The organism is Bacillus sp. NPDC094064, from assembly GCF_050279585.1.
Taxonomy (GTDB): domain Bacteria; phylum Bacillota; class Bacilli; order Bacillales; family Bacillaceae_G; genus Bacillus_A.
The window spans coordinates 38,299-51,354 of record NZ_JBNNUI010000001.1 but is presented as its reverse complement, the minus strand read 5'-3'; the positions used below and the strand labels follow the sequence as shown (position 1 = coordinate 51,354).

At 37.1% G+C, this 13,056-nt stretch carries 8 protein-coding genes and 2 pseudogenes; 2 read left to right on the top strand and 8 right to left on the bottom strand.

Annotated elements, in window-relative coordinates; all coding sequences use genetic code 11:
• Positions 1-150: 150 nt before the first annotated feature.
• Positions 151-678: pseudogene (locus tag ACQKNI_RS00235) on the top strand (DUF3898 domain-containing protein); the annotation flags it as partial.
• A 133-nt stretch (positions 679-811) separates the two neighbouring features.
• Here ACQKNI_RS00235 and ACQKNI_RS00230 read toward each other — a convergent pair.
• From ACQKNI_RS00230 to ACQKNI_RS00200, 7 genes are all read right to left on the bottom strand, one after another.
• Complete coding sequence (locus ACQKNI_RS00230; protein ID WP_088229841.1) at positions 812-1,666, bottom strand: exonuclease; 855 nt, start codon at positions 1,664-1,666, stop codon at positions 812-814.
• Between the two features lie 187 nt (positions 1,667-1,853).
• Positions 1,854-2,054, bottom strand: a complete 201-nt coding sequence (cspB, locus tag ACQKNI_RS00225; protein WP_001179150.1) for a cold shock-like protein CspB — start codon at positions 2,052-2,054, stop codon at positions 1,854-1,856.
• 215 nt (positions 2,055-2,269) lie between these two features.
• Positions 2,270-3,169 carry a WD40/YVTN/BNR-like repeat-containing protein gene (locus tag ACQKNI_RS00220; RefSeq protein ID WP_088229842.1) on the bottom strand — a complete coding sequence of 300 codons (900 nt, stop codon included), beginning with the start codon at positions 3,167-3,169 and terminating at the stop codon, positions 2,270-2,272.
• Positions 3,170-3,185: 16 nt separating this feature from the next.
• Positions 3,186-3,629 (bottom strand): flavodoxin, encoded by a 444-nt coding sequence (locus ACQKNI_RS00215; RefSeq protein ID WP_071711416.1) that lies wholly within the window; start codon positions 3,627-3,629, stop codon positions 3,186-3,188.
• A 138-nt stretch (positions 3,630-3,767) separates the two neighbouring features.
• Positions 3,768-4,388, bottom strand: a complete 621-nt coding sequence (locus tag ACQKNI_RS00210) for an acetate uptake transporter (RefSeq protein ID WP_088229843.1) — start codon at positions 4,386-4,388, stop codon at positions 3,768-3,770.
• Between the two features lie 86 nt (positions 4,389-4,474).
• The gene (locus tag ACQKNI_RS00205; protein ID WP_088229844.1) at positions 4,475-4,870 is read right to left on the bottom strand and encodes an NUDIX hydrolase; all 396 of its coding nucleotides are present in this window, start codon (positions 4,868-4,870) and stop codon (positions 4,475-4,477) included.
• A complete protein-coding gene (locus ACQKNI_RS00200; RefSeq protein WP_088229845.1) occupies positions 4,867-5,208 on the bottom strand; it encodes an ASCH domain-containing protein in 342 nt (113 codons plus the stop codon). Before ACQKNI_RS00200 ends, ACQKNI_RS00205 begins: the two co-directional genes overlap by 4 nt.
• Positions 5,209-5,324: 116 nt before the next feature.
• On the opposite strand from ACQKNI_RS00200, the pseudogene ACQKNI_RS00195 reads away from it, so the two are divergent.
• Positions 5,325-5,518: pseudogene (locus ACQKNI_RS00195) on the top strand (CatB-related O-acetyltransferase); the annotation flags it as partial.
• A 48-nt stretch (positions 5,519-5,566) separates the two neighbouring features.
• Here the strand turns inward: ACQKNI_RS00195 and ACQKNI_RS00190 are convergent.
• Complete coding sequence (locus ACQKNI_RS00190) at positions 5,567-13,039, bottom strand: DUF7507 domain-containing protein (protein WP_427282086.1); 7,473 nt, start codon at positions 13,037-13,039, stop codon at positions 5,567-5,569.
• Positions 13,040-13,056: the final 17 nt, after the last annotated feature.

Sequence of the window (13,056 nt, the reverse complement as noted above, 5' to 3'; positions counted from 1 at the left end):
ACGTTCGAATGAGAAAAAGTATTACCAACGAAACTATAACGATCATGACTTAGTAGTATGTGTACGTAAAGAGTTGTATCATCTAACGGAAAAACTTGGACTACCAAAGATACGCTGTATATTAAATCATTTATATAAGCCCACTATATCAATTACGAATCTATTCAATATCCATACATGCCTGAAGAAGGTATCATGAAAATAGGCGAACTAAAAATACACCAAGCATCACATGCCCGCTACTTTGAAGACTTCTTAAAATTCGTTGAGTACGAACGCTCTATGCCTGAAATTATGAAAACGCAAGTAATGTACATGGTATATGACCAAATTGAAGATGTATTTGAAGAAGGTACGGAAGAACGCGAAATTATGGAACAGTTTTCAACCGAAGAAGTAACGGAAGCGACTGCTCAAATCGTCGAGCACGCTCCTGAAGTGGAATTAAAGCTAAAAGCAGATCATATCTCTGTGAAGGCTCTGCTTGCTGATTTCGGGGATCAAATATATATTGCAAAGGTAAACAATCGATATGTACTTATAATCAAAGTAGATACGCTAACATTTGAGAAAGGATTCTCTCCTATTTAATTCTTAAAGCCAGATGAATTGCAAGATGTGATTGAACAGACTGAGAATAAGCAGCAATTTTCGTATGATCCGAATGGGATTGAATAGAACCACGAATTAACTCCATTAAAAAGTAAATACTAAAAACTCCTATATCTATACATGGAATAGGAGTTTTTACGTTGCTCAATAATAAATTCTCCTCACAAAAAGAGGACTAACCTTAGCTACCTTAACACATTTACGTTATCTTTCCCTCTTCCTTCACCCTCTCCATCTCAGCCAAATACCTAATCTGTCTTTCCGCTTTTCTCACTGCCGTACGAAAATGTTTCTTCAGAAGTTCCACTGTATTTTCACTTATATAATATCTTTCCGTTATACTTTCCCACGTGTCACTACTTTCAAATGTGCTCCATACGAAAGGTCGTTCTGTATTTTTTCTCATTTCTTTAAATACCCATTTTCGCATCTTTTTTTTCGCTTTTTCTGTTAGTTTCCCGTCCTTTACAAGTTCAAGCTCACCATGTCTTTTGTATCGCTTATAAATATCCCTCTCGCTATACACTTTAAGAAGTATATTTGCTGTATTCTCAGCATCTGCTAAAGCTCTGTGCTGTTTCCCTTCCCATGTTAAACCGAGCTGTTCTACTGCAAATTGTAAACTTGGTGTATGCTCAAATAATTCTTCATACGCTTGGAAAACAAATTTCTGCAAATCCATTCTACTTTCTTTTTCCATACATGGGCATGCTACATCATGTAACGTACAATCATGAGATAGAAAACGATAATCTTCTTTTCCCCATGAAACAAATATAGAATCTTCTCCGATGAACTGAATAAATTTCTCTATAATTTGAGGGAATTTTTCTACACCAATTAAATCTTTCTTTGTAATTCCAGTTAATTTTGTTGTATGGCGAGTTAATCGTGCACTTGGTTTCACTAACTCCGAAAATTCTTCAATTATCTTCATTGTACCTATTTCTATTTTTACAGCTCCGATATCAACTACCTCTGACGGATCTTCTGATTTATACGGTCTGAAATTCCTCTCAATATCGAACACAATGAAATGTGTAGCATTTTTCAATTTATTTACCTCTTTCTATATTCCTTTTCACACCAATACTCTATTTTCAGTATTTATTTATTCATGTACTTTATGCAAAAATAACCCGAATAAAAGAACGAAAATTCAGTCTTATTATTATATGTAGGTAGGAGGACACCAATAAAAATGCAAAAAAAAGAAGGGCGAGCCCTTCTTTTTTCAAAAATTACTTCTTGTTAACGTTAGTAGCTTGAGGTCCACGGTTACCTTGTTCTACTTCGAAAGTAACTTCTTGACCTTCTTCTAAAGTTTTGAAGCCTTCGCCTTGGATAGCTGAGAAATGAACGAATACGTCTTCTCCGCCTTCAACTTCGATGAAACCGAAACCTTTTTCTGAGTTAAACCATTTTACTTTACCGTTTTGCATGAAAAAAATCCTCCTACAATGTACCTATATGTACATATTCATTTTCAACCACCTTACAATAATAAGCCAGACATTAAAAAACTGCAACCTCTGAGGAGATTTAACATTGCTATCCTCCTCGGAAGTTACAGCTCATTTAAATCTCTATATTATTAAAAGTAAAATGGTTTAAATATAATATATCATATCAATATAATAAAAGCAAACTTTTTTTGCTATACAACTTTTTTCTTCCACTGCATCGCTTTTGATTCACCTGACCCAGCTACAACATAACCTTCTTTTTGATTAACGATGCGCCAACCATGCCCTTTAACCGAGTCACATACTGTAACAATTCCTTCAGCAAGGTGCACACGACAAATCGTACTAATTCCCGCCTTATTTTGCGTTGAAGTCGTATATAGTACATTTTGGTCTACACTTAAGTCTAAATAGCTACTCGCTTTCTGCTCGCTTTGACATGTGTGCCAATATGTTTTTTCGCTCTCAATACTTTCATCTATTTTACAAAAAGAAATATTTCCACTTATTCCTTTACACGATCCACTCGCCGCTACTAAATAAGAATTATATATAGTCAACGCAGAGATCATCTGATTCTTCACTATTTTAATCCGTTTTAATTTACGTGTCTCTAAATCAAAAAGCCAAACCCCACCATATTTAGCATGTATTTTCGTACCGATAAATAAGTAATGTTTATATAAAAATAACGAACGAATAGACGGTGCATCACTGCCATAATCAAGAAATGGATGAATGGTCTCCCATGTAGAGCCAAAATTATTGGAATGATATAGTGTTTTTTCTCCATGGGCAACCACTATTCCACTCTTATTACTACACACATTCCAGCTCGTTGCTTTCGTCGGGAAACGCCGAACTTCCCATGCGTTCCCACCATTCATACTACGAATAAAAACTCCTTCGTCTCCTACTCCGTAAACTACGTTACCTTCACTATGTAAATCTCGAATTCGTTTTTGAAACCCATTTAAAATCTGTTTCCATTCTCCATCTTGTTCAATGAATAAGCCGTTATATGTAGTAGCTAACAATAGTTTTCCATCTCTTACCTTTGTAATAGCAGTTGCACTTAACATTGTCTCCACGTTGACACTCCCATTCTTAGAACTTCTCAGCAAATGCAATTGCAAAATTACTGCATTTTTCGATATCCTCTTCATCTTCTGGAGCTAGTTCGATTTTCAATCCTTCTTGTACAAGCTCTGCACCACGTTCTACGAGACGTTCTTCAAAAATTGTCACCGCTTCACAAAACAGCTCATACGCCGTATCACCTGATCCGAATACCGCTACTTTTTTCCCTGCTAAATCTATATTTTCTAAATCCTCATGAAAATCTTCCGCTTCAAATGGTAACTCACCATCGCCCCACGTATAAGATCCTAAAATGATTCCATCATAAGCTAACAATTCTTCAGCATCCATGCCTTCCATTTCTTGCAATACTACTTCATGATCAAAGGCATCTAAACTTACTTTAATTAAATCAGCAATACTCTCTGTATTTCCTGACATACTTGCATATGCTATTAAAATTTTCGCCACCTTGGCATCCCCCTCTAATAATAAATGATTCTCATTCTCATTATATTAATAATGAGAATCAATTTCAATTATATTTTTGTTTTTATTTATTCCATATAAAAAAGCACAGATGTCTATACAGACATCTGTGCTTTTTTATTACTTTTTAAAAATACCAAATGGCTTTCCAACTGGTAAAACAACTTTTCCGAAGTGTGTATTTAACACTGCTGCTGCTGAACCATAGAAAGATAATAATGAAATAAGAAGTTCAGAATATGCTGCTACATTATGCATTGCGTGCGGCATAACACCTAAAGTACTTAATGAAAGACCAATAAATAAGAAATCAATAAGTACGAAAATCATAAATAATACTTTATGTGTTTCCATTGCACCAATCGTCATAAAGATTGTGAAAATCAAATATCCAATAAAGGCTACACCAAGCTGTTTTGAATCTGCAGTTTGGGCTAGTTTTTCGCCAAATACTCCAAGTTGAATTAACCAAGTCGTTCCAACACCTAACCAAAATAGGCCGTACGCACCAAATGCTGTTGTACCGAACGTATTGTTATGCTTTGCATCGTGAATGCATGCAAAGATTTGTGCAAATCCTCCTAAAAAGATTGCCCATGGTAATACAAGTGAAACGCCATCTGTTAAACCTAACTTTTGAGATGATGCTACAAGTGTTACCATTGCTAATCCAAATAGACCAATTCCAGATGGATCTGCTGTTGTCATTTTTACATGATATGTAGTAGTTTGATTGCTCATATAAACCTCCTGATTATAAACATACTCGAATACAATACTTAAATCAGAAGGCTATGTCAATGGTTTTTTTTGTATGTTGTCAGACCTTATATCTTATAATAATCGAATATACTTTCGACCAATTCGTAAGGTTTTACATTTACATTTTCCAACTCTTTTATCGGCATCCATAACGGAATATAGCTTCCTCTATCTTTCCGCTTAAACTCCTCCCCTTTTCCGTTTCCAAAGAATCCATCCGTAATATAGGCTTCATAATAATATTCGGTACCTTTATACTTCACCTTTGTAATAAGGCTCCTCACTTCTATATGTATCCCTAATTCTTCATATGCCTCTCGCTTCGTTGCCTCTTCAGGTGTTTCACCTTCCTCAATTCCTCCGCCTGGAAAAACATAATACGTCTCATCTTCTCGAATACGTTTTATAAGAGCAACTTTCCCGTCCTGCACAATAATAGCTGCACCACGATGTCTTATCACTTTATTACCTCAATGCCAATCGCAACCGTTCCCAAATTTTCCTCTTGTTCTTTCGTATATATTTTGTATGTACTTTCTAGCATTTCCTCTAAACTATTATTTTCACAATCCAATAATTTTTTATCAATGTGTTCATACATTTCTTGAAAACGTTCATATCGTTTTATCTCCGTTACTTTTGTAACCATCGTTTCTGTTGTTGTAAGGTTTGTAAATACAATTTCATCACCTTGTTTTATAAGTTGACGTTTTTTGTCGTATAACCGTACTTCATACACTTTTTTTCCTGATTGAATTGACTGAAAAGGTTTGTTATATAATCCCATTTTGTGTTTCATACATTCCACTCCCTTTTATTTACTTTACTTACTAACATACTGACACATTACCAATCCATTAACACATTTCGACTTCCCTATCTATTATTTACTCTAGTGAGGATGCTGAAATTGCTATGTTATATTTAAATCAAAAATCTGAATATAGTAAATATGATATCGATGATTACATTTATAGTAAAGTTGGCCCACCTATTTTTTCTTGGAATGATGAAACGAAATTAAAATAGGTAAGTTCTGTTCATTAGGAGAAGAAGTTGTTTTCACACTTGGCGGTGAGCATCTTGTTGATTGGATAACGACTTATCCATAATATGAAAAAAGCATCCTATTCTTTCTTGCAGGATGCTTTTGGTATTTATTTTCTATTTATAAGCAAGTGATTACATAGGGGACATTGAAATGGAATTTTATCTAAACAATTAAAGTTTGTTTCGCAAATTTGTTCAATCGTTGGAACAAACGGAATGATAACTATGTTACTTTCTATTATTTGTGTCACAGGCGGTAATACTGTTCCTACTTCATATTCAAAGCGAATACTAGCTTGATTAATATAATTGCCTGAACCATCTGGTGCTCGTTCAACTATTACTTGGAACGAAACTGCGCGTGCTTCCCCCGAACTTAAACTACCTATTAAAAATCCCGATACTGGATTTACATTTGGCACTGGAGTATTATCAACCTTTACACTTCCAAGGACAAATCCAACACTACTATCTAACATATCTTGAAAACGAATATTTTGTATGCCAGTATCCCCCGTATTTGTAATAACTGTCGTAAACGTAATAACATCTCCAATTGTTGCTGTTTGCAAATCTGCCCTTTTTACAACTATCGTTGAGACATTCGGCTGAATAAATGGTATTACAACTGTGTTACTATCACCTTCAACTACTACAGGCGGTTCATTAGGGTTTACAGTTGCAAGCCCATTCGCAGTAGCAGTATTTGTAACTAAATTATTTATTTGTCCTCCTGTTATTACAACTTGGAAATTAATAATTGCTGCATCATTTGGCTGAAAATCACCTAACAGGATACCAGTATTCGGATTAGCAAATGGAAGAGGTACATCATTTACCGTTACCGTACCATTTATAAATAACGTATTAGGATCAAGAATATCTGTTAAAACAATATTCATCACAGGAACTGTACTATCATTTATAACAGCAATTCCGTAAGTGACAACATCTCCTATCATCGCTACTTCAAAGTTTGCTCCTTTTGCAACAAATAAGATTGCCGTATTTACCGTTACAATAACTGTATTGCTCGTGTCCATCACTGTAATTGGTGGCTCTCCTGGTACTAAAATATATTCTGCTAATGCCCCAGCAACGTTCACTACTGTACCGCCATCTGGAAAACTTGTAATCGTAGCTTCATATGTTACAATCGCTGTTTCACCAACTGGAATGTCTAAAATCGTAAATCCAGCCTCTGGATTTACTCCAGGACGCGCGACTCCATTTACCATTACACTATTTGGTACAAAAGTAGCTTCCGGAGATAAAGTATCAATAAATTGAACATTCGTCGCATCAGCTGTACCAGTATTTAATATACGAACAGTATACGTTACCGTTTCCCCTACTCCAACAATTGAATTGTCTACTTCTTTTAGCATATCTAAGCTACCTCGATTTACTGGAGTTACTGTCGTATTACTTGGACTCGTAATTGTAAACGGTGGTTCTCCTGGAATCATTTCAAAATCACCAGTGACTCTCGCTGTATTCATAATACTATTAGAAGGCGGAATTGAAATTACATTTACTTCAAATGTGATTAATACGCTATCCCCTACCGCAAGATCCGGTAATAAAAAGCCTACAAAAGGATCTAAACCTACTTGCGAAATTCCATTTATTTGTACACTTCCAGTAACAAATTCTAAACTAGCCGATGGAACATCGATAAACTGAACATTCGCCGCTTGTACTGTTCCCGTATTTGTAACTTGCACACTATAAGTTAACGTATCTCCTAATCGAGTTGCTTCTTTATTTACAGTTTTTACAACACTGAATCGTCCTCTATTTACTCTTGTTATTGTCGTATTACTCGGCTCTGTTACTACAACTGGTGGTTCTCCCGGCACTAAAGTAAAGCTTCCAGTTATATTTGCAACGTTCGTTATTGTTCCTGATGACGGAATCGTTGTAACTGTCGCTTGAAACGCCACTATAACTATTTCGCCAACAAGTATATCTCCAACCTCAAATCCAGTAATCGGATTTAAGTTTGGTTGCAGTGCTCCATTTATCGTGACACTATTTGGTACAAATGACGCTCCTGCTGAAATCGTATCAATAAACTGAACATTGTTAGCTGTTACTGTTCCCGTATTCGTTATTTGCACCGTATACGTTAATACATCTCCAACTTGTGTAGCTGTTCTATTTACTTGTTTAATAACATTAAAGCGTCCTCTATTTACAGTTGTAAGCGTTGTGTTACTTGGCTGATTTACTACAACTGCCGGTTCTCCTGGTACTAATATAAAGCTTCCAGTAGCATGTGCTGTATTGGCAATAGTCCCGTTTGTTGGGACACTGACAACCGTGACTTGGAAGGTGACTTCTACACTTCCCCCTGGATTTAAATCTGGAAGCGGGAATCCATTATTAGGATTGAATCCAGGTTGTATCACACCGCCTATTGTTACACTGCTTTGGACGAATGTTATAGAGGAAGGTAATACATCACTATATTGAACATTCGTCGCTATCACTGTCCCTGTATTTTGAACTACTGTTGTATATGTGAGTATATCGCCTACGGCAACAACTGGCTTACTTACTGATTTTAAAACATTCAAACCAGACTCATTTATTTCCGTTAATGTCGTGTTACTTGTCGTCGTTTCCGTAATAGGCAGCTCTGTTTCACTTACAGTAAATGTAGCTGTAACGTCTACAAAGTTAACAACTGTTCTACCTTCTGGTATGCTCGTTACCATCTCTTGATAGGTGACACGTACAAAATCATCTACAGGTATATTTGGAACTGTAAAACCACTAAAAGGATTTAATCCTGGTGCTGGTACCAAGTTTATACTTACACTTCCTGGTACAAACGCTACACCTTCGGAAGTCGTATCAATAAATTGAACATTGGTCGCTGCCACTGTTCCAAAATTAAAAATCAATACATCGTAAGTTAAAATTTCTCCTACAGTCGCTACTTCCTTATCTACTAATTTTAGCGGAAAAATAAACGCTATATTAATCGTCGTAACGACTAAATTCGTCAATATTATTTGTGTAATTGGCGGTTCCTGCGGGTTCGGTTGTGAAGTAAATGTAACGTCAGCATCATTTAATATGACTTCATTATCTGGAATTTCTGTAATCGTCACTTGGAACGTTACTGAAATATTTCCATTAACAATTAGTAAAGGAGTAACTGTAAACCCTATTTCTGGATTTACACCTGGTTGCTGGATCGCACCTATTGTTACACTATTTTCAACAAATGTCGTTCCTTCTGGAATTACGTCTTGGAAGAACACATCTGTAACAGGTATAACTCCTACATTCGAAATTAGCACAGTATACGTTAATACATCCCCCATCGTTCCAGTTGCAACATCAACTGTTTTTGTTGCTGTTACTTCACCAGGAGGAGGTAACGGTATCGTAACTACTGTCGTATTACTTGAATTTGTCGTTGTTACAGGTGGTTGTAAAGGATTTAGTAAAAAAGTAGCTGTAGCAGATGCTGTATTCAAAACAGCTCCGCGTGTAGACGGTGCAACAACTGTAACTTGGAACGTTACTGTCAATGGCGTTCCAGCTGCAATATTAGGAAGAGGGAAACCAACATTCGGATCAAATCCAGGTTGAGGCATTCCATTTATCGTGACACTATTTGCGACAAATGTTGTTTCAGGTGCAATCAGATCAACGAAAGAAACATTCGTTGCTGTAACTGTGCCGTTATTTCGAATGACAACAGAATACGTATATGTTTCTCCAAGTGCTGCTTGTTGTACAGATGCAGATTTTTGTATATTTAATTGTGCTGTGTTTACTTGCGTCACTACAAAATTACTATTTGTAATAGTCGTTATTGGAGGGTTTGCTGGATTTATAAGAAAACTTGCAGTAACGTTCGATTGGTTTCTAATATTTCCACCGCTCGGAACACTCGTCACTGTAACTTGAAACGTAATCGTAGCCGTTTGTCCGACCGGAATATTTGGTACTTGAAAACCTGCCATAGGATCCGCACCTTGCTGAACAACACCATTTATCGTGACACTGTTCGCTACAAATGCAGCTCCAGCTGGGATTGGATCTTGAAAAATAATATTTGTTGCGGGAACAGTTCCTGTATTTTGAATAAGAATTGTATACGTTAACGTATCTCCTACACCGGCTTGTGGTGTATTTACACTCTTTATTACATTAATTGATCCTACATTCACTCGTGTCACAACAATATTACTAATCGTTACAATTGTAATTGGCGGTTGGAGAGGACTTACTTGGAAATCCGCAGTGACATTCGCATTATTCGGAAGAACTCTATTTTGTGGCACACTCGTGATTGTTACTTGAAAAGTAACTGTTACCATCCCCCCTACTGGAATATTAGCAAGCGGAAGTCCAGTTGTTGGGTTTAAACCTGGTTGAGGTGTTCCGTTTATTGTTACACTATTCGCTACAAACATTGTTCCAGATGGAATTGGATCAAGGAATGATACATTTGTTGCTGCTACTGTTCCACTATTTTGTATACGAACTGTATACGTTAACGTATCTCCTACACCGGCTTCAGTAGCGCTTACACTTTTCATTACATTTAACCCTGAAGAATTCACGACTGTCATAACAGTATTACTTGGTACTGTTACAGTAATCGGTGGCTCTGTTGGATTTACAAGGAAATCTCCAGTGACATTCGCATTATTTACAACATTATTTCCTTGGGGAATTTCATCAATTAACACTTCAAACGTAACAATTACATTCGCGCCAGTAGGCAAATTATTTAATAGGAATCCAAGTTCTGGATCTGCTCCTTCTTGTAAAACGCCATTAATAAATACACTATTTTCAATAAATAATGTCCCTTGCGGAATTGAATCTTGGAAAAATACATTTGTAGCTGGTACACTACCTGCATTTATGATTTCGATTGTATATACTAAAACATCTCCTACCGTTGCAACATCAGTATTTACTGATTTTACAACTTCAAAGTTCCCTGATTGTACAGTTGTATTCACAACGTTACTCGGAACATTGATTGTTACAGGTGGTTCACTCGGATTCACTTGAAAACTTGCTGTTACATTTGCTTGATTTAAAATATCTTCATTTTCTGGATCCTGTACAATTAATACGCCAAATGTGACTATAACTGTTTGAGCCGCAGAAATATTTGGAAGAGAAAATCCTGTATTCGGATTCAGTACACTTTGCGGTACTCCATTAATTGTTACAGAATTTGCCACAAATGAAACAGCAGAAGAAATAGCATCTTGGAAAAATACGTTTGTTAACGGGACGTTTCCCGTATTTTGAACGGCAATTGTGTATGTTAAAGTGTCCCCTACTGCCGCTTGTGTTGTATTCACTTCTTTTATTACATTTAAACCGCCTGTATTAACTTGTGTCACAACTGTATTCGTTTGTCTATTAATCGTTACTGGTGGCTGATTCGGGTTAACAACGAAATTAGCTGATACATTTCCGCGATTGGCAATCGTACCCCCTGACGGCGTAGATGTTACTCGTACTTGAAATGTAACAGTCCTACTCCCACCTGGAGATATATTCGCTATCGTAAACCCAGTCGCTGGATTTGCCCCAGGTTGTGAAACCCCGTCCAAAGTCACACTATTTGCGATAAAAGTCGTTCCAATTGGGATTGGATCTTGAAAAATAACGTTCGTCGCAGCAACATTTCCTGTATTTTCAATTGTAATGGTATACGTAAGAACATCATTAATTGTCGCAAAAGCTTTATCAACTGTTTTTCTCGTTCTTATATCAGCTATATTAATAGTAGTAACTACAGTATTACTTGTCGCTTGCCCTGAAACTGGTTGTTGACCAGAAACTGGAATAAAGTTAAACGTTGCACTTGCACGGTTCGGAATTGGATTTACAAGCGGGTTAGATGTTACTTGAACTTGAAAACGCACTACCGTCGTTTGCGAAGCATTAATACTCCCAATATTAATACTACTTGCGGGATTCTCCCCAGGACGCGCTACTCCATTTACCGTAACACTGTTTGCGACAAATGTTGTTCCAGCAGGTATGCTATCAACAAAAATCACATTGTTTGCAGTGACATTTCCATTATTCGTCACATTAACTGTGTACGTTAATACATCATTAATTGTTGCGGTTTGCAAATCTACAGACTTTTGTAAACTTAAATTCGCACGATTTACTGTCGTCTGTACTGTATTTGAAGAAGCTGTACTTGTAACAAGTGGACTTCCTACAAAAGGACGGAATTGATAAGACACACTTGCACGATTTGGAATTGGATTCGGACTTGGGAATGTTGTGACTCTCACTTGGAATGTTATGATTCTCTGTGCATTGTTAGGTATCATTCCTAAATTAATTCCAGTGGCTGGATTCGCGCTCGGCTGGGTTACTCCCCCTACTGTCACACTGCCTGCTATAAACGTCGTTCCATTCGGAATACTATCTTGTAATACAACGTTATCCGCACTTCCCGTTCCTGTATTTAGAATTGTAATCGTGTAGGTAAGAATATCGCCTACCCCTGCAACTGTTTTATCAACTGATTTAACAGGATTTATAATCGGCCCCGTCGCATCAATTTGAACACCAAATCCAGCTGCAGCGTATCCATCTCCATTTGTAACGAACCGAACCGTGGCTGACGTTTGATTATTTACCAATGATGATGAGGCATCTACATTCGTAATATCCCACCCTTGTCTTCGGATAGGAAAGGCTGCCCCCAGCGGCTGATTCAAATTTCCAAATGTGCCGCTCGTATCTAAATTTCCATTGTCATTACAAATTTGTGATTGGAAGAAATTATTTGCGGGATTTCTTGGTCCAGATAAAGCAACTGTAGCATTCATACTCGGCCCAAATCGAAGTTGATCTCCAACAATGTTAGCATCACCTTCTTGGGCAGTTACAAGTACCCTTCCTGTAACAGTTCCCGTAGACGGCGTTGCAAAACCTGAAATAATAGCATCTACTGGTGGTGATGAAGCCTCAATAATTTCTTGACCTGCATACACTGATAAATTTCGAAGTGGTAAACTCGCGTTTTGATAAACAACTTCAAGAGTCCAACCTACCGAACGACTAATTGATGTCTCAGCGGATGTTCTTGTAGCTGGTACGACACCCGTTGTATATGTTCCTGCTCCACCCGTAGTAACAAGATTTGTTACATTAGCAGAACGACTATAATAAAACTGGCTCCCTACTGAACCTTGCTGGGCAGTAGCCGGATCTGGCGTAACAGAAAATGTTCCTGTTGGTGTTGTAAACGAAATATTATCATTTAAAAACGCTGTAACATCCTCAGTATCAGTCCTGTACGTCCCAGCCCACACAAGTTCTGCGTATAATACACTACTCCCTGCTGGCAAGTTTAAAATTGCACTTGAAGAATTTAATCGCCAATCATTTGTCGTTCCTGCTGGGAATCCTGGCACTTGAAGTGATGTATTTACTGTAGTAAACACATCAATCGTACCAAAGTTATTGCCAGGCGCAGGAGATGTAGGACTGAGTCCCAACGTGTTCCCAGTAAACGTGACAGCACCAGTTACTGTTGTTGTAAAACGGTTCATAAAAGGCACATAATCATCTCATTTCA

Excerpts from the sequence above, each read along its gene's own strand:
- cspB (WP_001179150.1), bottom strand. The coding sequence starts at position 2,054 with ATGCAAAACGGTAAAGTAAAATGGTTTAACTCAGAAAAAGGTTTCGGT.
- ACQKNI_RS00200 (WP_088229845.1), bottom strand. The coding sequence starts at position 5,208 with ATGAAACACAAAATGGGATTATATAACAAACCTTTTCAGTCAATTCAA.
- ACQKNI_RS00210 (WP_088229843.1), bottom strand. The coding sequence starts at position 4,388 with ATGAGCAATCAAACTACTACATATCATGTAAAAATGACAACAGCAGAT.